17 protein-coding genes, 1 tRNA gene and 3 pseudogenes are annotated in these 23,068 nt (G+C 68.7%); 11 read left to right on the top strand and 10 right to left on the bottom strand.

Annotation, left to right across the window (positions count from 1 at the left end; translation table 11 throughout):
* Nucleotides 1-114: 114 nt before the first annotated feature.
* Nucleotides 115-807, bottom strand: a complete 693-nt coding sequence (locus tag PV796_RS22845) for a TetR/AcrR family transcriptional regulator (RefSeq protein WP_274915203.1) — start codon at nucleotides 805-807, stop codon at nucleotides 115-117.
* 1,072 nt (nucleotides 808-1,879) lie between these two features.
* Between PV796_RS22845 and PV796_RS22840 the strand changes: the two genes are divergently transcribed.
* Both PV796_RS22840 and PV796_RS22835 read left to right on the top strand, forming a co-directional pair.
* Nucleotides 1,880-2,212: a hypothetical protein gene (locus tag PV796_RS22840; protein WP_274915202.1), complete on the top strand. Its 333-nt coding sequence runs from the start codon at nucleotides 1,880-1,882 to the stop codon at nucleotides 2,210-2,212.
* Nucleotides 2,213-2,383: 171 nt separating this feature from the next.
* Nucleotides 2,384-2,950: a hypothetical protein gene (locus PV796_RS22835; RefSeq protein WP_274915201.1), complete on the top strand. Its 567-nt coding sequence runs from the start codon at nucleotides 2,384-2,386 to the stop codon at nucleotides 2,948-2,950.
* Here PV796_RS22835 and PV796_RS22830 read toward each other — a convergent pair.
* The gene (locus tag PV796_RS22830) at nucleotides 2,907-3,551 is read right to left on the bottom strand and encodes a TetR family transcriptional regulator (RefSeq protein ID WP_274915200.1); all 645 of its coding nucleotides are present in this window, start codon (nucleotides 3,549-3,551) and stop codon (nucleotides 2,907-2,909) included. The two genes, PV796_RS22835 and PV796_RS22830, sit on opposite strands and share 44 nt — an antisense overlap.
* 145 nt (nucleotides 3,552-3,696) lie before the next feature.
* Between PV796_RS22830 and PV796_RS22825 the strand changes: the two genes are divergently transcribed.
* The gene (locus tag PV796_RS22825) at nucleotides 3,697-3,861 is read left to right on the top strand and encodes a hypothetical protein (RefSeq protein ID WP_274915199.1); all 165 of its coding nucleotides are present in this window, start codon (nucleotides 3,697-3,699) and stop codon (nucleotides 3,859-3,861) included.
* The gene (locus PV796_RS22820; protein ID WP_274915198.1) at nucleotides 3,858-4,124 is read left to right on the top strand and encodes a hypothetical protein; all 267 of its coding nucleotides are present in this window, start codon (nucleotides 3,858-3,860) and stop codon (nucleotides 4,122-4,124) included. Before PV796_RS22825 ends, PV796_RS22820 begins: the two co-directional genes overlap by 4 nt.
* A gap of 851 nt (nucleotides 4,125-4,975) precedes the next feature.
* Here PV796_RS22820 and PV796_RS22815 read toward each other — a convergent pair.
* Nucleotides 4,976-5,888: pseudogene (locus tag PV796_RS22815) on the bottom strand (IS982 family transposase).
* Entirely contained in the window at nucleotides 5,885-6,133 is a 249-nt protein-coding gene (locus PV796_RS22810; protein ID WP_274915197.1) for a helix-turn-helix domain-containing protein, read from the bottom strand. Before PV796_RS22810 ends, PV796_RS22815 begins: the two are co-directional and overlap by 4 nt.
* A gap of 540 nt (nucleotides 6,134-6,673) precedes the next feature.
* Here PV796_RS22810 and PV796_RS22805 point away from each other — a divergent pair.
* From PV796_RS22805 to PV796_RS22780, 6 genes and pseudogenes are all read left to right on the top strand, one after another.
* Entirely contained in the window at nucleotides 6,674-7,213 is a 540-nt protein-coding gene (locus PV796_RS22805; RefSeq protein ID WP_274915196.1) for a hypothetical protein, read from the top strand.
* A 320-nt stretch (nucleotides 7,214-7,533) separates the two neighbouring features.
* On the top strand, nucleotides 7,534-8,163 hold the full coding sequence (locus PV796_RS22800; protein WP_274915195.1) for a hypothetical protein: 630 nt from the start codon (nucleotides 7,534-7,536) through the stop codon (nucleotides 8,161-8,163).
* 315 nt (nucleotides 8,164-8,478) lie between these two features.
* Nucleotides 8,479-9,486 carry a hypothetical protein gene (locus PV796_RS22795; RefSeq protein WP_274915193.1) on the top strand — a complete coding sequence of 336 codons (1,008 nt, stop codon included), beginning with the start codon at nucleotides 8,479-8,481 and terminating at the stop codon, nucleotides 9,484-9,486.
* A 730-nt stretch (nucleotides 9,487-10,216) separates the two neighbouring features.
* Complete coding sequence (locus PV796_RS22790) at nucleotides 10,217-10,423, top strand: SDR family oxidoreductase (RefSeq protein ID WP_274915192.1); 207 nt, start codon at nucleotides 10,217-10,219, stop codon at nucleotides 10,421-10,423.
* A 782-nt stretch (nucleotides 10,424-11,205) separates the two neighbouring features.
* Nucleotides 11,206-11,679, top strand: a pseudogene (locus PV796_RS22785) (transposase); the annotation flags it as partial.
* A 279-nt stretch (nucleotides 11,680-11,958) separates the two neighbouring features.
* Nucleotides 11,959-12,031, top strand: a tRNA-Arg gene (locus tag PV796_RS22780).
* Nucleotides 12,032-13,070: 1,039 nt separating this feature from the next.
* Here the strand turns inward: PV796_RS22780 and PV796_RS22775 are convergent.
* The 5 genes from PV796_RS22775 to PV796_RS22755 all read right to left on the bottom strand — a co-directional run bounded on the left by PV796_RS22775 (nucleotide 13,071) and on the right by PV796_RS22755 (nucleotide 21,308).
* Nucleotides 13,071-14,642 (bottom strand): glycosyltransferase, encoded by a 1,572-nt coding sequence (locus tag PV796_RS22775; protein ID WP_274915191.1) that lies wholly within the window; start codon nucleotides 14,640-14,642, stop codon nucleotides 13,071-13,073.
* A gap of 178 nt (nucleotides 14,643-14,820) precedes the next feature.
* Nucleotides 14,821-17,049 carry an FtsX-like permease family protein gene (locus tag PV796_RS22770; protein WP_274915190.1) on the bottom strand — a complete coding sequence of 743 codons (2,229 nt, stop codon included), beginning with the start codon at nucleotides 17,047-17,049 and terminating at the stop codon, nucleotides 14,821-14,823.
* Nucleotides 17,046-17,729 (bottom strand): ABC transporter ATP-binding protein, encoded by a 684-nt coding sequence (locus tag PV796_RS22765; protein WP_274915189.1) that lies wholly within the window; start codon nucleotides 17,727-17,729, stop codon nucleotides 17,046-17,048. The genes PV796_RS22770 and PV796_RS22765 overlap by 4 nt, the downstream gene beginning before the upstream one ends.
* Nucleotides 17,730-17,885: 156 nt before the next feature.
* Nucleotides 17,886-18,233 (bottom strand): hypothetical protein, encoded by a 348-nt coding sequence (locus PV796_RS22760; RefSeq protein ID WP_274915188.1) that lies wholly within the window; start codon nucleotides 18,231-18,233, stop codon nucleotides 17,886-17,888.
* 624 nt (nucleotides 18,234-18,857) lie between these two features.
* On the bottom strand, nucleotides 18,858-21,308 hold the full coding sequence (locus PV796_RS22755; protein ID WP_274915187.1) for a tetratricopeptide repeat protein: 2,451 nt from the start codon (nucleotides 21,306-21,308) through the stop codon (nucleotides 18,858-18,860).
* Nucleotides 21,309-21,534: 226 nt separating this feature from the next.
* Between PV796_RS22755 and PV796_RS22750 the strand changes: the two are divergent.
* Nucleotides 21,535-22,233, top strand: a pseudogene (locus tag PV796_RS22750) (RecQ family ATP-dependent DNA helicase); the annotation flags it as partial.
* Nucleotides 22,234-22,249: 16 nt separating this feature from the next.
* Here the strand turns inward: PV796_RS22750 and PV796_RS22745 are convergent.
* Nucleotides 22,250-23,014 (bottom strand): IS5 family transposase, encoded by a 765-nt coding sequence (locus PV796_RS22745; RefSeq protein WP_274918887.1) that lies wholly within the window; start codon nucleotides 23,012-23,014, stop codon nucleotides 22,250-22,252.
* Nucleotides 23,015-23,068 lie beyond the last annotated feature (54 nt).

Raw genomic sequence — 23,068 nt, 5'->3', positions numbered from 1 at the left:
AGTCGGGCGGGGCAGACAGGTCGGACGGAGCAGACGGGTCAGATGGGCCAGGTGGGTCGAACGGGAGCGGAGATCACTGCACCCGCGGGGGACGGAGGCATCGGGCGGTGGTGCCTAGTGGGAGGAGCGCGACGGGCCGGCGGCAACCGGACCGCACCTCCCGGCCCCACGGCGCCGTAGGTCCTCCAACGTGGCGGCGGCACCGGGCAGTTCGGACCGGCCCGGGGCCCGCAGACCGTCCAGGAAGAGCTGGAGGTGCCGGTGCACGAACCCGTCGAAGTCGAGGCAGGCGCTGCCGGGCAGCGGGCGGGTGAGCTGGGTGAGCGCGACCATCAGGTCACCGACGGCGATGTCGGTGCGCAGTTGGCCGCTGTCGCGCGCGGCGCCCATGGCGGCCTCCACGGCCGCGTCCAGGCGCTCGCGCGCGGCGAGCAGTTCGGGATGGGCGTGGTCGATGCCGTCCGAGAGCAGCGGGCACAGCGCGCCGATCCGCTCCCCCACCGCGTCGTGGGCGAAGCGCCGCAGTGCTTCGAAGGCATCCGGCTCCTCGGCGAGTGCGCGCTCCGCACGGTCCGCGATACGGGACATGACGGAGAGCGTGACGTGGTGGATCAACTCCTGGCGATCGGCGAAGTGACGGTAGAGCGTCGCATTGCCGACACCCGCGCGTCGAGCGATTTCATCGAGCGGGACCTCGGCCCCGAACTCGACCATCGTCTCCCGTGCGGCCGCGATGATCCGCTCGCGGTTGCGCACCGCGTCGGCCCGCAGCCGCGGCGCTGCGCACTTCACACCCACTGCGGTCACGTCGGCACACTCCCTTCGCTGTCACCGCATCCACCGAACCCGGGATGCCCCCGGAACCGGAGAAGCTCCTCTGGAACAGGGGAAGCGCCGCCGGCACCGGCCCCAGAAGCGGAACCGGAACCGGGGAAGCACTCCCCGCTTCCTCCAACACCCAGCTAAACGGGGACCGGCTCCCCGGATATTTCCCGACCGGCATGTGACCTGGGACACGCGCCCGCAATCGCCCCGAGCACACCCCCACCCCCTCCCGCCACCCGCACCGGGCACCCGGCGTAAGCCCACCCCGCCAGCCATCCGCGCCACGCCGCCCCTCCATTTGACGCATCCCCACGCGCGAGCGACCATCCGCCGCCGCAGGCTGAACACCATGAGTCAGAAGGCAGCCGCTCCATGAGGCGAAGGGCAGGCCCACACCCCGTCAACCACACCGCGGAGACCGGCGAACACCTCGCAGACACCCCGCAGACACCGGCAAGTACGAGGCAGCCCCATGCGCACCCTGACGCACACGCTCTGCGCCGCCCTGGCCACGACCATCACCTGTGCGGCCGCGGCCATCGCCCTGACCACCCCCCCCGAAGCCGTCGCGGCCGCGCCCCCGCCACCCCCGACCCCCACATCACGCCCCCGCCACTCCCGCACCGCCCGCCACCAACGTCAAGCCGGGCCCCTCACCCCCAACACCGCCAACCCACCCGCCCGGCCAACACCACCAAGCCCGCAACCCGGCCACCACCAGCCCTGCCAAGCCCACCAGCCCCGTCAAGCCCCCCGGCCCCCCGAAGCCCCCCCCACCCACGCCCACGCCCGCTCCTGCGCCCGCGCCCACTCCCACGCCCACGCCCGCTCCTGCGCCCGCGCCCACTCCCCCCCCCCGCGCATCGCACCCCGTAAGCCCCCGACCCCGCCCGGCCCCGCGCGCCCCAGCGGCCCCTGCGCCCTGCCCGGTATCACCGACAACGTCTCCGAGGCCGCCCTCACCCCCCGCCGGCTACGCCCGCGCCGCCGGCACCGTCCGGGCCCTGACCCTCTTCGTCGACTTCCCGGACGCCCCCCCGCCACCCTCTCCCCCATGGCCCGCTTCGCCGAGTTCTTCCCGGCCGCGACCGACTACTTCCGGGTCAGCTCCTACGGGCGGATGACCTACGTCCCCAAGCCCCTCTTCCGCTGGATCCGGATGTCCCACCCGTTGGCGGCCTACGGCATCAACCGGGGCGCCAACTTCGACCCGTCCTCGCACACCGCTACTACTACGCCCTGGCCCGCGAACTCGTGCACGCCGTCGACCCGTTCGTCGACTTCCGCGACTACGACGTCATCAACGTCATCGCCTCCCCCAACGCGGGCCCGCCCGCCACCCGCACGGTCTGGTCGGTCACCTTCAGCGGCGGCGACCTGGGGATGAAGACCGGCGCGCGGGGCGCCCTTCCGGAACGTCTCGTTCATCTGGAGCCGGCAAACGGGACTGAGCGCCTTCCGGGTCCTCAACCACGAGAACGCGCACGCCTTCGGCCTGCCCGACCTCTACTACAACAACGAGCACGACGGCCCGACCCCGGTGGGCCACTGGGACCCGATGGACGAGGACTGGGGTCCGAGCAACGACTTCTTCGGCTGGCACAAGTGGAAGATGGGGTGGCTCACCCCTGGCCAGGTGCACTGCGCGCCGGCGGGGCGGCGCGCCCGCCGAACACGTCCTGTCGCCGATCTCCACCCCCGGCGGCGCCAAGATCGTCGTCGTGCCGACCGGCCCGCACACCGCGTTCGTCGTCGAGGCGCGCGCGAGCGGCCTGTGGACCCGATCGTCTGCCGCCCCGGCGTCCTCGTCTACCACGTGGCCACCAACGTCCCCACGGGCCGCGCCCCCATCCGCGTCATCGACGCCACCCCGCACAGCCGCGGCTGCTACGGCGACGCCCGTTACGTCGACCCGGAGATGACGGACGCCACCTTCCGCCCCGGCGAGACCTACACCGACCGCATCAGCGGCGTCACCGTCACCGTCCTGACCGAGAACACCGACGGCACCTACCGCGTCCGCGTCACCCCCGCGCACGCCACGACACCGCCCCACCCCCCACTGGCCCGCCCCCACCCGGCTAACGCCCGCCCTCCTCCTTCCAGTGCCGCCGCCCGATGCTGATCAACCGCAGTTGCCGCCGGGCCCGCCACACCACCCGCCCGACCGCGTCCTCGCCGCCCTCCTCCCGGGCGTCGAGCAGCTCCGCCGCGGTCGTCACCAGCCGGTCGACGTACAGCTCGGCCAGCATCCGCACGTCCTCGTCCCGCCAACCAGCCGACACCTGCTGCGACTTGAGCGCCTCCGCGACCTCCGTCACGAACCGCTCCAGCTCCTCCGCGATGGCGTGCCGCACGGCCCGTACGCCACCGCGCCGCTCACGGGCCACGAACCGTACGTGCGCGGGGTGTTCGCGCACGAGCCGCTCGACCACCGCGACCGTGCGGTCTATCCGCTCCTCCGCCGCGTCCTGCTCGGCGAGGATCGCCCGCACCATCGCGTGCAGGCTGCCCAGCGCCTCCTCGACGAGCGCCACGCCCAACTCCCCCAGATCCCGGAAGTGTCGGTAGAACGCGGCCGGGGCGACGCCCACCACCCGGGTCACCTCACGCAACCCCAGGCTGCTCAGGCCCTGCTCCGCCAGCAGCCCGAGCGCCGCGTCCAACAGCGCCTGACGGGTCTTCTGCTTCTGCGCCTGGCGGACTCCGCCCTCACTGTGACTCATGTCATCCAGTAAACAACCGTTCTCCGAAGCGCTCCACCCACCCCCGGTCGTACACTGAAGAAGTCAGTGAACAACTGTCCGCTGAAGCTCCCCGCGAGCCCTTCCCGGGCCCGCCCCGGAGCCGGCCCTTCCGGAAAGGCAGACCATGCTCTTCCTCGTCGCAGCCCTCCTCCTGATGGGGATCGCGCTGGGCACCGCGGCGCACCTCCCCGTCCCGGTCACCCTCGCCGCCGGCGCCGCCATCGCCGTCTGGCTCCTCGTCTTCTCCCTGCGCGAACGCCGCCACCACACCGAGGGGACCCCCCGATGACCACCCTCACCACCCCCAAGCCCGCCGCCCGCCTCGACGCGGACGGCATGGCCGTCGCCTCCTTCGTCCTCGGCCTCGTCGGCACCCTGGTCCTCAACATCGTCCTGGGCCCCTGCGCGCTGGCCCTCGGCACCCTCGCCCTGACCCGCGGCACCACCCGCCGCGGCCGCGCCGCCCTCGGACTCGCCCTCGGTGCCGCCGACCTGCTGCTCCTCGCGGCCCTCACCGCCGCCGACGGCACCCTCAGCTGGCACCTCGGCTGACCCACCGAACCGCCCGCACCCACCCGCCCCACACCGGCCATCCGCTACGCTTGTCGCCGGATCGGATCACCCCGATCCCCCCGCCTCCGTGGGGCTTGTAGAAAACCCCGTCTTCGCCGGTCAGGAGTGGGCGCCTGATAGCGGGTGCAACGGCGAGCCGTGGTTCCGGGAACACTGAGCTCGTTATCGCTGGTCAGGCCGCTGGCCTGCCAGTGAGCTTGAGCGGGGTGGCTGCAGTTCAGCGATTCAGTGCGCTGGCGTCCGTCAGGGCGCCTTCGGCTGGTGCGTCGCTGAGGCTGAGCGATGGCTCGGCTTTCTTCATACGTACAACGCGTCGCCTTGGTCGCCCTGTTGTCCTGTGACAGCAGGGCGGTTTTGTTGCACTGTCCTGCTGACGCGGAGGATTGGCGGCCCGTCCAGGTCTCAGTTCTCGGCGGGGAGAGCATCGCGTGCGCTGTGCGGCGCTGGATCCGACGCGCCCCTGCGGGAGAGGTGTTGTGGAGCTCGGCCACGGGGCGCCTTCACGTGTCGAGGGGTGGCCCCGACCGGCTTGAGGCGGAGGTCGTCGTCCTGAAGCCGGCCGGACCGGTGGATACTGAACTGGTTGATGCGTCGGCGCGCTGGTGGCCTGTGGCTGGCTTGTTCGAGGCGGGCGTGCCTCTATTCCCTTCGGAGCTCGGGTTGCTGGTCCAGAGTTATGTCGAGGGGTGGACTCCCGACGGGGTGATCACCTTGGGCGCATAGGCCACTGGCCGCCCTGTCCGGTTGGTTTGGCGGCAGCGCGGACGGCGCGGAGGCCGGGCCAGAGTTGGTGGTTGAGGGCGTCTTCTAGATGATCGATTCCAAGGGTTTTAGTGGTCATAGGCGGTCAGTGAGCGCAGGACGAGCTGGCCGGTGTGGTCGTTGTGCCAGATCGCGGTGGTAAGGGCGAGGATGCGCTGCATGACGCGGGCGATCACGCCGGCCGGTGTGCGGCCTCGGTGCTGTTCGAGGTTGAGCTGGCCCTTGAAGGTCTCGTTGAGCGACTCGATGACCTGCCGCAACGGCTTGAACAGTGGGGTCCCGGGCCGTTCCGGCTCACCCTTGCGGGCCGGCCGCAGCAGCCGGATGTCCTGCTCGGCCAACTGGTGCTCGAAGTCGCGGCCGAAGTAGTTCTTGTCGCCGATCAGCGTCTGTCCAGGCCGGGCGGCGACGAGGTGCAATTCGGAGGCGAGCAGGTCCAGCAAGGTCTCGCGTTCGTCGGCCTTGGCTCCGGTCAGGGCGAAGGCGATCGGCAGGCCCTGCAGGTACACACCAGGTGCAGGCGCAGGCCCAGAAGAAGCGGCTGTGGCTGGCGCAGTATCCGTACTCGGCCCATCCGGCCAGGTCGGAGCGTTTGACGGTCTCGCGGGAGCGTCCGCACTCCACCGGCGTGGAATCCACGATCCACACGTCGTCGCTCCATACGGAGGTGTCGGTGGCCAGCAGCCGCGTCACCCGCCGCAGCAACTCGGCGGCCTTGCGCAGGCGCTTGTTGTAGCCGGGCTGCTGCGGTAGGTAGGGGAAGAGATGCCGCAGGTGGGAGCGGGCATGGCGAAGCCACTTGGCCTCGGAGGTGAAGCCCAACATCGCCTGCACCATGGCGAGCGTGACCAGCTCGGCATCGGTCAGTCGCGGAGCGATCCCGACCACCGGACGCCAGGGCGCCAGATGCGGTGATGCCTTCAGCAGGTCCTCGGTCTTCACATAGAGTGCGGTGGCGAGGGAGTCCAACTCTGTCTTCACACACTGACGTTGGGCTCCCTCCCCTTGTGCGCGCAGCCGATCCCTTGGAATCGATCATCTAGGCGGGTGAGGGTGCCGATGTCGGGCAGGACTTCGCCGGTCAGGACACGAGCGACGGTGGAGTGGGCGACGCCGGCGAGGCCGGAGACGTCGCGTAGGGACAGGCTGCGAGTGGCGACGAGGCGGTCGAGGCCCGTGGGCCAGAAGCAGGCCACAGTGGGCGCTGAGCGGGGCGTCAGGGGCAAGGGTGACCTCGGGCCAGATTCCGCAGAGGACGTAGCGGCGGGGGTTCTTGTCGTTGCTGCTTCTGGGCATGGACCGATGCTGCCATGACTATGCGCTGATTTTTGCGTATACGTGCAGTTCACGAGCTATTTTCACGGTGCTGTGAATACTTCGTGGCGGGTGGCATCCGGCTGGGTATCGCCGCGGCACCCCGGTCGTCACGGCCGGCCTGCAGGTCTGGCGGCAAGCCGATGCAGCTTTCGGGGAGGGCGTTCATGTCGCAGACGACACTGCCGATAGAGATGGGCCCCAACTCATCCTGCTCGTAACTCAGCTACCCCACCTAGGTGTTGCAGCTTCTGCCTTCAAGATGCAATCTCGACATCCATCCCTGGCAGTGAAGTTGCAGAAGATTGCCACCTCGTAATGGCCGTTTCCGAGCTTCCGTGTCAACTTGACGCCTCATCAAGCCACCTGATCTTGCAGTGTTTCGCCTCAGTGCCGCGCCCCTGGCTGACTGGCGGCTATGTTGGTCAGCAGGTGCAGCCAGGGAGGGAGGGATGGCGATGGCGCCAGGCGTTGAGGGGCATCCGCAGCTGTCCCGCCTACAGCAGGTTGCGCGAGCTGAAGCGGCAAGCCACACGGACGCCCAGCGAGCTAGGGCCGAAATCGAGGGCCGGCTACGTGAGGCGTTGGAGATCGAGCGCGAGGCGGGGATGCGGGCAATGTCTGCGCAGCTCGCATCGGATGCTGCGTATCGGTACTTTTTCCCGCACGTGTCACCGCCCCGTCAGGGTGCCGGCCCGGAAGAGGGACCGTCGGACGCAGGCGCGCAGTCGCCGGGCGCAGGCGAGTCCTGCAGGGCGAAGCCGCCGACCATCGATGCCGCCACCCTTGAGGCGCTGTCTTCCGGGGAGGTCATGCAGTTGCAGGACATCTACCCCAAGGTTGCCCGCATGCGCCCCGGCACTGGCACCAACAACATCCGGGGCTCGCTGGTGCGTCTGGTGAGGGCAGGGCGCGTAAGGAGCGTCGGGGAGTCCCGGCAGGGGCTGTATCAGCTCATCGATCCAGCGGAGGCCGGCCAGAGGAGCAACTGAACAGCAAGAGAGCTCACGTGTACAGGCGGGCGCCGCCGGAGTACCTAGCCCGTCCCCCGGCGGCCCCCTTGACGCGTCAGCTTGAGGACCCACGCATCGTGAACAGCGTAAGACATTGCGCGATCACTGCGGAGGTCCTCGATCGCATCCCCCCGTAAATGATGATTACTTGAGGACCCCGCGATGCCTTTTCTCTCTTTTTCTCTACTTTTGCATGCCTGTCGCGTGCGGGACAGCGTTGACACCCGGTTTGACATGGGGGGACGATCGTGACTGCGTCGCCTCGTACCGCGCGCCCTTTCGCAGCGCCGACTGATCGGATGCGGCCCGAAAAGCAGGGTGAACTGATCGTTGCCATCGCCGCACTGGGCGGCGACCTGCGCACCCCCGTGTCGAAGGACGTCCTGGCCGCGCATACCGGGCTTTCCCCGCACACTCTCGCCGGGACGCGGGGGTTCTTCGAGCAGGCTGGCTTGATCGAGGCCGGGCGCGGCGTGTGGGCGGTGACCGAGGTGGGGCTACGGTTCGCCCGACTGCGGGCAACCGACTCGGCCCGGTCCCGGCTGCTGCTGCGCGAACACTGGCAGGAGATGTGGTTCCACAAGGCCGCGCTGCGCCTGCTGCAGGAAGGTCCTTTGGAGGAGTGGGACTTTGCCAACAGGCTGGGCGAGGGACTCTCGTCTGGCCGTGAGCGCAGGCTTTACCTGGTGGAGTGGCTTGTCCACGCACTCCTCGTCCATCGCGAGGATGGCATGATCGTCGCGCCTTCTTCCAGCGCAGACAGCGCGAGGCCGCAGACGAGTGCGCCCTTCATCTTCGATCCGCTGATGACGATGACGGACGAGGAGATCACTGCGCTTCCCACCGACCGGTTCGTCGCGCTCATGGACACTTATCGGACGCTCTTCACCGACCTCACCTCGCCGTCGGCGAGGTCGGCCGCAGTCTGACCACCGCGGCGTTCCTATTCAGTACCGGCCGAGCAGCACCTCTGCTCGGCCGGACTTCCCCTGACGCCTGAAGCCCTCGCCGCTTCCTCGTGTTTTCGGGCCGTCACCTCGGGCTCAGTGTTAGGTGCAGCGGGCGCGGCACCTTCGATGCCTTTGCCATGCCTCGCATAGCTGACGGCCCGTCACTCCTGTGCTCGGCACCTGTTGCCGCGGAGATAAATCATGACAAACCTGCCGCATGTATGGAACGCCCGCACACCCCTCGCCCCCACCGGTCCCTTAATCCGCTCTGCCTCGCGGGGAGGGGAGCTGCCTGTGCTGGTGCCGCTCGAGCAAAGGACCTTCGTGGTGGGCTGCGACCTGTCCCTGACACACGCACTCGACCAAGTTCGTGACCTGTGGCTGTCCATGGCCGCACGCGACGAGATCACCGAGCAGACCCTCGACAAGTTCAGCCTCCTTCTCATCGGCCGCTTCGCTCGCTACGCCCAGCTGCGAGGCGCCGTCGTCCTGGGCGACGTCACTGCCGAGCTCACGGAAGACTTCATCACCGCCCGCGGGCGCTCCCGCCACGGGCACGTCACCGACGCGGCCATCGCCACCATGCATGTGCGGCGCTCTGTGCTGCGCAGCGCCTACCGCGCGCTGCGCGAGATGGGCCTGAGCGATCAGGACCCCACCCGGGACATCGTCCTACCCCCTCGCACGGCCGGGGAGGTACGGCCGTTGTCGGAGGACAAGGTCATCGCCCTGCGCCACCAGGCGTCCTCCGTCGACCGTCCTACCCGTCACGGCGCCGCAGCCGCGCTCGCGTTGGCCGGCGGTCATAGTGGGGAGATCGGCCACATCTGTGTACAGGACCTCGACGTGTCCGGGCGCAGGGTGTGGATGCACGGCTCCACCAAGACCGACCCTCGATGGTGTCCCCTGGACGCCTGGACCCTGGCCACCCTCAGCGGCCGTGCACAGTTCGTCGCGGCCCGGCAACTGCGCACCGAATCCGTGCCACGGGCCCGTCTGGCGGTCTCTGACCATCACGCCCCTGACTGCAATTTGCAGGCTCGGGCCTGCGTGGCCCTGCGCGACCTGCTCATCCGCATCGGCCTGGCCCGCGAGCCCGATGTCAAACCCTCCTCGATCACTGCCTGGGCCGGTGTGGAGATCTTCGAACAGACCGGAAGCGTCGAAGAGGTGGCCCGGCGTCTGGGCCTGCGTTCCCTGGACCGGGCCGCCGATGTCATCGGGCACACCTGGCGCGAGAGCACCACGACCACCGACTCGACCGGACAGGTGCAGTCGCAGGGGCAGGTGCCGGGTGCCTGACGACCTCTTCGGCGACCCCTGCCCGCCGCCGACCGGCCGCGCCGCAAACGGCAGCTGACCGACACCGAGCAACGCAGCATCGAGCAGCGGATCAACGACTGCCTCAACTACCCCCTCATCTACGAGATGGCCGAACACCTCACCCCGCCCAACCACGTCGGTTGCCCCCGCCGCTACCCCTCCCTGGTCTATCTCCTGCTCGCCGCCCTCATTCCCGTCACCGGCTCTAAACGCTCCGCCGTCGGTGCCCTGTCCGACAGGCAATGGAGTGCCCTGCGCGCCGCCGTCCGCCGCCATGCCGGCCGCCGCACGGCTGCCCTCCTCCCACCGGTGCCGCCCAGCCGCGGCCAGTACCTGTATGCCGAGGAGAACATCCTGGCCCCCAACATCGACACCCTGCAGGAGGCCTTCGAACACCATGCCCGCCAACAAGCCCTAGCCCAGGGCCTGTTCCCACCCGAGGCTCCCCGCAACTGGGCCCGGCCCGAACGCCGCCAGTTGCTCGCCGGGGACGCCACTGTGCCCAAAGCCCCCTCCAAAGCGGAAGTCGCCACCACCACCGATGCCACCACCGGGAAAAGCGCATCCACCGTGTCGACCCGGCCGCCCGCCTCTACTACGAAAACAGCGAGAAGGAAAAGCGGCCCTCCCGGGGCACGGAATGGTTCTTCGCCTCAGCCCGCGACGACGGCTACTGGCGCCGCATCACCCGGGGCTCATATCCACCAAGATGGGCATGCAAATCGTGCAGGACATGGTGGACTTGGGGCTCTGGCCGAGCGCCGAAGAAGCCATCGGCGAGGTCGTGGAGCGCACCCCGCTCGGGCGCCTTGGAGAGGTCACCGACATGGCCGACGCGGTGGTTTTCCTCGCCTCCGACGCCGCCCGGTTCATCACCGGCGCCGGGCTTCCAATCGACGGCGGAATGGGAATGTGAGCCGGCGCGCGGTGGAATCAGACAGGCGGTATCGCTCCTGGACGGTGGCCCGAGGAGATCTCACCCAATGCCGGCGACTTAGGTCGACCGCTGTCCGTGTTGGTCCCGTTCGGCTACCTGTCCGGGGTTCCGCCGAACGCAACGAAGTCGTCCCGGGCCCACCAGGGACCGGGACGACTTCGTTGTCAGGCCATGGTGGCATGGGCACGGGCTGGCCCTCCAGCGTAGGCCGGCTGTTGAACCGCGTCAGGTGCCGGGGATGGCGTGCCATACCCTGCCGGCGCTTGTCGACGAGGTGCTGGAGAAAACGAGCCGGGCTTCAGCGGCGCTTTCGAGCACTGCCGTCTCGGCTGGGGGACGGGAGCGTGATCGCCAAGGTTGTGGCGGGGCGACGGGACCTGCTGGGGGCTGCGGGCTGTGCCTCCCGTCGTCGACGGCGCTGGCCAAACTGCGGCACCGTCTAGGGACGGCGCACTTCGAGCTGCTCTTGCGGCGGCTCTCCGGCCCGTCGGTGCCGCGGAGCGCACCGTGGTCGCACGCTTTCGGACTGCTGCTGGTCGCGGGTGACGGCACCCATGTGGATCTGGCCGACTCACTTAAGAACGCCAAAGCGTTCGCCCGCCCGAGCCGCAAGAAGGGAGCAGCGGGAACCCCCAGTCACGCGTGATCGTACTCATCGCGTGCGGCAGCCGCCGGATCATCGACGTAGCCGTCGACACCTACCGCGACAGTGAACGGGGCCTGGCCGAGAGCCTGTTGCCTGCTCCCCAGGCCGGCATGCTGCTACCGACCGGGAATTCCCCAGTTACCGCTTGTGGTGCGCGGCTCAGGCCGCCGGTGCCCACCTGTTGTGGCGGGTCCCGGCCGATCGCCAGCTACCCGTCCAACAGGTCCTGCCCGACGAGCCTTTCCCCTCGCAGTGGACCGACCCCACCGACTCCACCCGCCAGGCCAAGAAGAGAACACGCCGCCGTCAAGCCGGGAAGACACCACCGGCCCCACTGACACCCCGAGTCCCCGTAGTGCGCGTGGTCGAGGCCGCCATCGCCGTGCGCACCGACGACGGCGCCGTACGGACCGGCCACTACCGCCTGGCCACCACCTTGCTCACCCCGAAGACCGCGACTGCCGGAGCACTTGCTACCACCTACGTCAAACGATGGACCTGTGAAACCGGCTTCCGAGAGCTCAAGACCTACCTGCGCGGCACGCGCCGAGCCCCACGAGGCGCATTGATTAGCAAAACGGATAATTAACCCTCCTTCGCCCTCCCTGAAGCCAGCCCTCCACACACAGACTTCATGCGGAGATCCCTCGCAAATCCGCACGTCAGCGCAACCCTGCCGACAACTCTGCCAGCGGGGGCGAACCGCAGGGGACTCATCCGCTACCCTGTCAGAGGTCGGCTGGGATCTCCGCCGTTGCCTTCGTCCCGCACGTCGGGCGTCGCTGCACGGGCCATCCGACCAGCGGGTTTGCGTGACCGGGCCGAGAGCCAGTCACAGGGTTTTCGACAAGGTTTTCAACAAGCCCCCGCCTCCGTAGCTCAGGGGATAGAGCACCGCTCTCCTAAAGCGGGTGTCGGCAGTTCGAATCTGCCCGGGGGCACTATGCGGTAAGCCGCTGACCTGAGGTTTCTCCCCCAGGAAGGCGTGCTATTCGGCCTCGGACTCACCGTCCGGGGCCGTTTGCGTGAGCGGTGCGAAAGCCCACGGCAGCCGAACCGCCTTACCACGCCCCCTGGTTACCGACCCGAACCTCCGCCACACGCAGTAGACGCACAGGACCACGCATGCCTGACCGGATGGATTGCCCACACGACGTGCCCAAGGGCAAGAAGCGCTGCACAAAGTGCGGCAAGCAGATCTACCTGTGAGTTTGGACGGAGCGCCGAGGTACGCCTCCGACCGCTCCGCCCGCACAACCTCCCCCAACCAGACGGCCCGAGAGGACAACACGAGTCCCCTCGCACCTGAGCCGACGGGCGCAGGTCACTGGCCCGGTCCGTCCCGCGGGGAGCATTTCCGGACGCTCCCTTGAAGGATGCCGCGCCACGGCGGCGCGGCGAGGGAAAACGGTCCCGCCCTTCTACGGGTCACCGCAGGAGGGCGGGGGCCACCGCCCGCTCCGGCGTCTCCACCGCGCGCAGGTCGAAGGACCGGAGCAGGGCTCACACGGCGCGGGGACCGACTCTCCGCGCATCGAGGCAAGGAAACGCAGTGACCGCACGTCCCGACTTCGAGTTCCGCACGGCCCACGCCTGCAAGTACGACGACAACAACCCCCGGTGTGGGGAGGTGGCCACCAACGTCCCCGGCGCCGTGGCCGTCCGCAACCGGCGCCACCGTCGAGTCCACCACCGGGGAATGAACCGACTTCCTCACCGGTGCCAAGCTGGGAGAGTTCGACCCGTCCGCCTGAAGCGAAGCCAGCGATGTCCGAGTGCAGGCCGGGGAACCCGCTGCGCGGCACTGCGTGTGCTGGACGAGTCGCGGCACCTGAACCGCTGACCTGACGTGTGAACACCCCGCTCGTCTGCCGCCTCAGGCAGGTGGGCGGGGTTGTTCCCTTCTTCGCGGTTTCTTGAGCGTGGAGGTCGAGTGAGGGGCAGTCGGTGATTGCATCATCTGCTGCCCGTGACCGCTGACTACGGTTGCACGGTGATGACGGTGGCCGATCCGACGGCGCCATTCGTCGGAATGTGACGCACGCTGGTGGCGCGGTGGCCGATCAGGCGCCTCAGCGCGTCTGATGTGGGTTGGTATCGCCCTCGTTCGAAGAGGATGAAGCTGGTCTTCACGCCCGGTGCAGGCTTCACGTCCTGGTACTGGGAGTAGGTGACTGCGTCGCATCCGGAGTACCAACCCATTTCGGGCTCGTAGCCCGTGACCAGCAGGCAAGATGTTGAGGAAGTCATTTCTCGGGCAACCGGCACTGTTGACCGGCTGAGGTCCTCCGGGCCAGGCATTGCTCCCTTTGCCACGACCTGAGCGGTCCCGGCAATGGTGATGCCGGCTAGAGCCGCGACGACAAGGAGTGCCCTGCTTGCCCAACGCCCCGCTATTTCCACGATTCCTTCTACCCCGAGCACGGTAAGGAGGATGACCGGAAGGTAGACGAAGCGTGCTTCACCGTGTGCGGTGAGCCCCAGTGTGGCGAAGATCAGTACAGAGGAGAGGCCCAGGAAGACATGTCGCCGGTCACGCGGCCGTGGCAAGCTGTTTCCTCCCCGGCGAGCCTGCAAGAGTCGGCGTGCGCTCGCCCCCGCGACGAACAGGCCAGCTGTCATCACGATCGCCCCGAGGTCACCCGCGAGCCGGTAGGGGAAGATCGCGAGGTAGTAGACGAGCCCTTCACCTATGTAGTCCCGGTTCGCCTGTCCAGTGGCGGAGAAGATGATGCCCAGTGGAGAGCCGGTCTCCTGGATGGCGTAGACGAAATGCGGTAGGAGTCCGGCGGCAAGAATCCCAGTGGCGGCGAGAAGTTGACGCCAGTGTTTTCTCCAGGCGCGAAGGCCATAGACGCCTAGGCTTGCCAGCGCGATGGCGATAAGGCTCCCTAGCACTCCGTAGCGGAAGTAGAAGGCAGCAAGTATCGCGAAGGGAAGGAGCAGCAGCGCGGAGCACTTTGCCTTCTCCTGTGCGCGAACCAATAGGAAGACGACGAGCAGCAGGAGACCTGTCGCTCCGATGTCGTTGAGGAACTCCGGGGCCCGCCGAAGAAATCCGAGCCCGCTCACCACGAGCAACACCGTGACAGCAGCCCTATGAGGAGTAGTCCAGTGCGCCGTAATCAGGTGGGTGACGGCGAGCGTCGCCAACGTGAGGAGGACTGCTACACCGCGCAGCGCACCAACATCATGGTGCACGGCCAGTGCTATTCGGCCGAGGAACGGGAGCCCGAAGGGCCGGTAGAGGCCCCAGCCCGCGTCCGGAGTGCCGTCGGCCCAAGATCGGGCTTTATTGGCGTAGACCGCTTCTTCGTGTGCCATGTGCGGTTCGTTGCCTTGCAGCCATATGCACACCGTCGCGGTGAGGGCCAGAGCCCCGAGACAGTAGAGCCAAGCCGGCAGGCGCCGTGCCGAGTTCGCGAGCCGGCTCCATGCCTTCGGGCCGGCCTTCTGTTGCCACCAGGGGCGCGAGGCGAGCCACGCCGGCGCCGCGAGCAGGAGGTAGGGCCACGGCTGCCAGCCGGGAAGCCAGCCGCCCAGCCCGACCACGATGAGGACTTGCTGAGCAGCTGCTGCGACGGTCAGTCCGACGGCGGCGATGAAGAGCGCCCGGCGAGCAGTGCCGACAGGACGGCTACTGGTTCGGGGTGCCGGCGCCCAGCCCACCGAGCAAGACTCGGCCGGGGGCGCCGACGGTATGCCGGACGGGGGTGCCTCGGCGCTTCGTTCACTCACCATAGGGGCGCCACCTTGAAGATTGGCGAACCGCTGACAGGGAGCCCCAGAGCCACGTCGCAGCTGACAGGACCGCCAACGCCGCCGCCGAGGTGGTGAGCAGTCCCGGCGACAGTTCGATGCCCGCGACGGGGTTCTCCTGCGGAGCTGCGAGCCAGACGGCAACGATCACGCTGGTGACGATGGAGGCCAGCATCGGAGCCAGGAGAGACCACGCTGCCGTGGAGTAGTAGATGCTGCGGGTGCCGGACAGCACGGACAGGGGGGCGGTCTTGCGGCTGAACCGAAGGAATTCAGCGAGGTTGGCCAGCGCGATCGTAAGAGCGATCACCATCACCCCGGGCACGCCGATGAAGATGACCCATCTCCCATGGTCGGCCAGGGTGTTGGCGCCAACCAGCCACGACCCGCCCGGAACGTCGACGTCAGCGGAGTTCAGCGGAAGCGCTCGACGTACTTCCTGTTTGATGTCTGCAACAGGCAGGTCCGCACCGGTGGCGGAGACGAGAAGCACCATCGCGGGCTTGTTGCGGATGTCGGGCGCGACAGTAGGGACGACGGTCATCTGCTTCGCCTCCCCCACGGACCAGCGCAGGGCCTCGAAGACACGCCGATCCGTTTCGGCAGGAGATACCGTCACCCGTGTATGAGAACAGGTGACCTTGACCGCCTTCAGGGCCTCGCAAGGTCCTGCAAGTCGAACCGACGCAGCAGGCTTCTCCCCGTTCCGGTAAATCGAAAGTGCCTGCACGTCAGCCGGCAGCTGGTGCAACACTTCCCCCACCTCACGGGGGGATGCCTTGTCCCACTTCGGCTGCATCAGCAGCAGGCTCTGCCCTACACGGTGTGCGGTCTCCTGAGCCGCGAGCACGCTGCTGCCGAACTGGATCTGTTTGAGCTGCACCTGACTCACCAGCACCATGGCGATCCCCACTCCCGCGACGAGACGTGCGGTCACCCCCGGGTGAGCGGCCATGTGCCGACCGGCGACGAGGGAGCCCTCGGCGCCCGTCCGGCGAACGGAACCGGCCAACCGGGCCCCGAGTAGGGAGGTTCCGTAGGCGATGGCCCCCGGGAAGGTCGCCAGGACCGCCACCACGCCGATGTTGTAGAGCTTCATCCGCAGGTCGGAAAAGTGTGCGGGGTCCAACTGCTGCGGGCCCCAGACCGTGGCGAAGATCAGTACCGGGCAGGCAAGGGCGGCCCATCGCGTGATGCGGCTCGTCCGGGCAGCCAGGCGACTGGATCGCCTGGTGCCTCGTCGGCCCTGTCGGTGCAGCACGCAGACCAGCAGCAGGGTGCCGAGTGCCGCTGCGATCGTGGCGAGTGCCGTCGCCCATCCGTAATGCCTCAAGTCCACGGAGGAGAGCCAGTAGTTGATCCACGGCAGTCGCACAGCGCTGGTCGTCATGGCCAAGAACGCCGGCGCGGCTCCCAGGAGCGCTCCGGCCACGACGGGAAGCGCCGACTCGCCAAGGTTCAGCCAAGCCCGGTGCCGGTGCCCACCGCCCAGTGCGCTAAGCAGGGCGGTGCGTCGATCGCGCCCATCGGATCCCATGCGCACCGCTACGACCACCAAGGCGGCGACGGGCAGGAGGACCAGCGAGAGCGCCGTCAGCAGCTTTCCGCGGTTGGCTATGAACAGCACATCGCCGGATGCCCCACTGCCCGACCCGCCGAACCCCACGAAGGCGTAGGTGTCCTCGGCGTTGAACTGGCGATCGGTGGGGTTGGCGTAGGCGTACTTCTCGCCGGGGCTGGCCAGTCCCTCGTCACCGATGGTGCCGACGACCTTGCCGAAGCGGTGCTGCGCTCCCTCTGCTGCCAGCGCCCGCTGCAGACCGGGGGACAGAAAAGCTTCACCTGGCTTCGGCCAGTGGTTGATACCAGGAGGACGGGGGACCTCATCGGAGACAGGGCGCAGGTAGACGACGCTGTACTGACGTCCGTCGACTTCGTCGAAGGAATCGACACCGTGGGCAATGGTCTTGCGGTCGGGCGACGCGTCCTTGTATTGGAGCGCCCGCGCTGCTGACCGCGCGTTGATGCCGTCGTAGGCCGCGTAGACCGCTACTACTGACGACAGTCCCACTGCCAGGAGTGCGGCCGCCAGCAGCAACGCAACGGCGCGGACCGAGCCCCCCGGAGTGCGGCGCGCCGAAGCCCACCCCATGCGCATCAACTGGGCCCGCAGGGAACGGTTCTTCCCCTGTGGAGTCATGAGCCGGCCTCCGCTCCGCGGGACGCGAGCGTGGTTCCGCGCAGCTCCAAGCCGCGTTCGGCCCGGTCCGCCACCGTGGCGTCGTGCGTGACCACGACAAGCCCGCAGCCCCATCGCTCCGGCAGGTCGAAGAGCAGATCGCAAACGCTGTCCCGGGTGGCCGCGTCCAGCGCACCGGTCGGTTCGTCCGCCAGCAGCAGCTTCGGCTCGTTCACCAGGGCACGAGCCACCGCGGTGCGCTGCCGTTCCCCACCCGACAGGTGGCCGGTACTGACACCGTTCAACGGAACACCGAGTTCGTCCAGGATCCGCTCGGCCTTCTCGTACGCCTGGTGGGCGCCCTCGCCGGCCAACAACGCGGCCAGGGCGACGTTCTCGACCGGCGACAGCTCCGGAAGCAGCTCACCGAACTGGAAGATCACTCCCATATGAGCGCTGCGATGGCGCTCCAAGGCGCGCTGCCGCATTCGCACCACGTCGGCGCCGACCACCTCGACCACCCCGGCCGACGGCTTCACCAGACCGAGGATGCAGCCGAGCAGCGTGCTCTTGCCACTGCCGCTCGGCCCCACCACGGCAACGGACTGGCCCGCCTCCACCTGCATGTCGATGTCCTTCAACAGCGTCCGGCCGGCGATCTCGTATCCGAGTCCCCGCACTGCCAGCGGCCTGTCCCTCACGCCCGTCCTTCCCGATTCCGATCCACAGTCGGCACCTCTTGATCATTTGTGTTGTGCAGACGCGCAGCGGGAGGAACGGCAACATGCCGTTCCTCCCGCTGGAGTTCGCGGTTCGCCGAGCGCGTTTCACAGCTCAGCGATCACGCCGTGAACCGGTCAGTGGTTCACGTACTTGCCGCACTCGTCGTCGTTGTCCTTGACCCAGTTGCAAGCACGCATCTTGACGACGCGGTTGCCGTTGCCGCTCGTCGCGGTCGAGCCCATGATGCCGGACTTGTTCCACAGGTGGTACGGCTCGTTCGGGTCCGTGGTGCGGTAGTAGTCGGCGTGCGACTTGCCGAGATCGTTCTGCTGCAACTTGACGACCCGATCGGAAGTCGTCGTCCAAGCGTGTGCGTGCGCGCTCGGCGAGTACGCCTCCATCGCGAACGCCGGCGATGCGCCCACCAGCGCAAGCCCACCGATGGCAAGACCAGCCAGGCCCCGAGCGGTTGCCTTCTTCATGTTCATCTCCTCCTTGGGCGGAGGCGTGGCCCATCGCCACCCCCCCGGTGCTTCCGACACTAAATGATCTTGATGTTTTCTTTACGGACAGACCGACGTAACAGGTCACTTACTGGCTAGAAGTGCCACTTGCGTGCGTACCTCGCGACATCAAGGAGGGAAGGCACCTATTTCCGAACTCCACCTCGTTCGTGTCCCGTTCGGGCTGCCTGGCCGGGGGAGGCCGTTCAACTGGCGAGCCAGGGGTGATCTGGCCGAAAAATACCCACGAGGTGAGACTCGCCGCGATTGGGCGGTATCGGTGCTGTCCAGGCCATCAAGAGGTACGCATTCGACTGCGCGTCACCGACAAGAGGGTGGCCGGGCGTCAGGCCCCGACGCGCCGTACGGTGAGTGCCGACGGAGGGACGCTCACACGCACTCAATAGGACATGCATTGCGCGTAGTTCTGCATGTCGCACCCCTTGCCGGCCGTCCGCTATGCATGAGCGATGCGTGAGCGGACGGTGGAACACGAGGCGCCGAAGGCCGGATCAAACATCAGGCCGGGTGGCGCTGACCTGCGATAACAGCACCACTCCCCGGCAGGACCGAACACCCTCGATCAAGGATTCGACCCCACTCCTAAAGCGGGTGTCGGCAGTTCGAATCTGCCCGGGGGCACCAGCGTGAAGGCCACCTAGGAACGTTCCTGGGTGGCCTTTGGCGTCTGTGTTTGCTGGTGTCATCGGGGCGGCCGCTGGCGGTCGGGGGCTTGGGTTCTGGGCGGTTGAACGCGCCTGGGGGCGATCGGCTCGGGCCGGTGGGGTGGGGTGGGAGGCGGGTGAACTCTTGGGCCGTGGTGCGCAGTTCATGGCACGGGCGGCGGCTCGGCTTCCCGGTAGAGGGTTGGTTTGGGGGCGCACTCCGGGCCCTTTGTGGGGGATTGGGGGAGTCCTCGGAGGCGAGGGTGGTGAGCTGTGGGTGGAGGCGGTGGGTTTCGGTGGGGCGGTGTTGGGACGTGTAGAGGGTGAGGGCCTGGTGCCAGGCGGCGTGGGCCTCGGGTTTGTTGTGGGGGGCGAGGGTGTGGCCCAGGTGGTCGAGGGTGTCCGCCTGGGCTGAGGTGTCACCGAGGTCGCGGTAGAGGGCGAGGGCCTGGCGGTAGCGGTCGGCGGCCTCGTCGTGGTGGCCGGTGTGGTGGGCGAGGTAGCCGAGGCTGAGCAGGGTCCTGGCCTGGCCGCTGCGGTCTTCGGCGGCGCGGCATTGCTGGAGCGCCTGGTCGCAGTGGCGGCGGGCCTCCTCGTAGTGGCCCAGCTTGGCCAGGTACCAGCCGACCTCGTTGCGGGCGTGGGAGCCGCTGACCTTGACGTCGAGGTCCTCGTAGAGGTGCAGGGCGCGGCGGACGTGGTCCAACGCCCGTTGGTATTGGCCCTGTTGCTCCCAGGCGATGGCGATGGCCCGATGGGTGTGGGCCTGGCCGAGCCGGTCGCCGTCGCGCTCCGCGCCGGCGAGACCGTCCTGGAGGTGGACCAGCGCCGCCTCGTGCTGGCCGAGTTGGGCGTGGGCCCGGCCGAGGTGGCGGTACGAGCGCGTACGGGAGCGCGGGTCGTCCAGGTGGTTCGACGCGGCGGCGCCGGCCTTCCAGGCGGTGAGGTTGTCCTGGAGGTGCCCCTGGCGCAGTTGGAACGTGGTGAGCGTCCAGGCCAGTTGCCACACCTGCGGGTGCCAGGAGCGCTCCGCGGCCGCGTGTTGGACGGCCATGAGGTTGACGCGTTCGGCGGCGAACCAGGCCCATGCCTCGGTGGCGTCGGCGAGCGACTGAGGCCGGCAACCGGGGCCGGGGGTGCCGAGTTCGATGGGGGCGTGGTGCGGGGCGATGAGGCGGTCGGCGGTATGCGCGGTGTGGGCGGCGCACTCCGCCAGGCGCCGCAGGGCCTCTTCGAGGGCGGCGGGCTCCTGTGTGCAGCGGGCGAAGGTGGCGGCGCACAGGCGGACCAGGTCGTGCATCCAGTAACGGCCCGCCCCCTGCTGCTGCACCAGGGAGACGCGTTCCAGGTGGCGCAGCACGCGGCGCACCTCCGACGCCGGTCGGCCGACGAGACTGGTGGCGGCCGGCAGGCTGATGTCGGAGCCCGGGGCCGTCCCCAACAGGCCGAACACCGTGGCCTGTTCGTCCGTCAACTGCTCGTACGACCAGGACAGCACCGTCTCCAGGCACGCCATCGGGGGCTCCTCGGCCAGCGCGTCGAGCCGTGACGAGGCGTCCCGCAGCTCCTCGGCCAGTGCCGCGAGCGGGATCGTGGGGTTCAGTCGGGCGCGGGCGGTGACGATGCTCAGGGCCAGCGGGAGCCCCGCGCACCAGGTGAGGATCTCCGCGACCGCAGCGGGCTCGTCGGTCACCCGCCGTTCGCCGAGGTGGCGGGTCAGGAGCGCCCGCGCGCCCTGGTCGTCAAGCGTGTGGACGGTGACCGACCGGGCGCTGTGCGCGGTGATCAGGCCGGCCATGTGGTAGCGGCTGGTGACCAGCACCGTGCAGGTCGGCGTGCCGGGCAGCAGGGCGTCCACCTGGGCCGAGTCGTGGGCGTTGTCCAGGACGATCAGCAGCCGGCGGTCGGCCACCAGGCTGCGGTAGAGCCCCAGTTGGGCGGCCGGCTCGGCCGGGATCTCCGTGGGCGGGACGCCCAGGGCATCCAGGAAGCCGCGGATCGCCTCCTGCGGGGTCATCGGGCGCTGGCTCGGGTGGAAGCCCCGGAGGTCGACGAAGAGCTGGCCGTCCGGGAAGCGGTCCGCGTGCCGGTGCGCCCAGTGCAGGGCGAGCCAGGTCTTGCCGATCCCGCCGGTCCCGCCGATCGCCGCGATGATCAGCGTGGCGCCCCGGTCGGCGGCGTCGTGTGCGGCGGTGAGCTGCGCGGTCTCGCCCTCCCTGCCGATGAAGCGGTCGGGCGCGGGCGGGAGCTGGCGCGGCACCGCCGGCGCGCGGCGGGGGTGGTTGAGGTGGATCTCGCCGTCGTTCCGGCCGATCTGTACCAGGATGTCGCTGACCGTGCCGGTCGCGTTGTTGTGGATCTCGTCGGCACCCCTCGTCGCACCCGTCATGGCGGTCAGTGTGGCAGGCGGCGGGGGCGGCGGGAGGCCCGGTTCAGCGGGCCGTTCGGGGGTGGCTGGCGTCGGGGTGGGGTGGGGTGGTGATGTTGCGGTCCGGTCGGTCGTGGGGCGGCAGGGGTGGAGTTATCCACAGGCTCGGCGAGCGGTGGGGTGGAGCTCGTAGGCTTTCGGGGTGGTTCCGGCGGACGTGGGAGTGGTCGTGGGCGTGGAGGAAGACGTGCAGAGCGCGGCGGGCGTGGTGGGTGCGCCCGAAGGCGGTGTGCTGGCGGACGAGGCGGTGCAGGTGCTGCGCCGGGTGTTCGGGTACGACGCGTTCCGCGGGGATCAGCGCGAGATCATCGAGCATGTCGTCGGGGGCGGGGACGCGGTCGTCCTGATGCCCACGGGCGGCGGGAAGTCGCTGTGCTACCAGATTCCCGCGCTGGTGCGGCCGGGCGTCGGGGTGGTCATCTCGCCGCTGATCGCGCTGATGCAGGACCAGGTCGATGCGCTGCGAGCGCTGGGCGTGCGGGCCGGCTTCCTGAACTCCACGCAGGATCTTGAGGAGCGGCGGCTGGTCGAGGCCGAGTTCCTGGCCGGCGAGTTGGACGTGCTGTATCTGGCGCCGGAGCGGCTGCGGGTCGAGCAGACGGTGCAGTTGCTGGAGCGCGGGAAGATCTCGCTCTTCGCGATCGACGAGGCGCACTGCGTGGCCCAGTGGGGCCACGACTTCCGGCCGGACTACCTGGCGCTGTCGATGCTGCACGAGCGCTGGCCGGACGTGCCGCGGATCGCGCTGACCGCGACGGCGACGAAGGCGACGCACGAGGAGATCACCTCCCGGCTGCGGCTGGACGGCGCCCGGCACTTCGTCGCCAGCTTCGACCGGCCCAACATCCAGTACCGGATCGCGGCGAAGAGCGAGCCCAAGCGGCAGTGAGCCTTTGCCAACCTCACTTTGAGCAGTTCAGGTGAAGCGTCAGCACTGCTTGAACGACGCCGGTGATGCGGGTGGTGCTGCAGCGGAGTTTGCGCAGGAGGCGCCACGTTTTGAGCGTGGCCATCGCCTGCTCTCCGAGAGCCCGAATGCGCGCATGTGCGACGTTAACAGCTTGCTGACCTGCGGAGAGGTTGTTGTGCCGGCCGCGGAAGGGCACCCGGACACTCCCGCCGGCGCCCTGGTATCCCTTGTCCGCCCAGCAGGCCAGGTCGGCATCAGACAGGGCGTTGATGATGCCGTGAGTGCGGGCGGCCTTGATGTCGTGGACGGCGCCGGGCAGGGCGGGCGATGCCCACAACAGTCGGCCGTGCGGGTCGGTGAGGACCTGCACGTTCATCCCGTGCTTGCGATGCTTGCCCGAATAGAAGGGTCGGTCGGCGGCGATCCGGTCGATCGGCAGCAGGGTCCCGTCCAAGATGACGAACGCCTTGCCCTGTGCCGCCTTCACCGCCGCCGCGAGCTCCGGCGCCAGGGCGGCCAGCAGTTCCACGGCTTCGGCGACATATCGGTAGACGGTGCTGAGACCAACCTTGAACCCGGCTGCGAGCTGCGCATACGTGTGCCCACAGCGCAGGTGCGCCAACACCAGCAGGGCCTGTCGGCCAGCGGGCAGCCGGCGCCAGCGCGTACCCCGCCCGGCCCGGTGTGCAGCCAGTTGAGCCGTCAGAAACCGCAGGTGGGAAGTGGACAGGTCGAGCGCGGACGGGTAGACAAGCACGCGAAGCTCCTGGAGCAGACGAGCGATCTTGGTCGTGAACTCGTCTACCAGGAG

It is taken from the genome of Streptomyces sp. WZ-12, assembly GCF_028898845.1.
In the GTDB taxonomy this organism is placed as follows: Bacteria; Actinomycetota; Actinomycetes; order Streptomycetales; family Streptomycetaceae; genus Streptomyces.
This window is presented reverse-complemented; position numbering and strand designations above follow the sequence as displayed.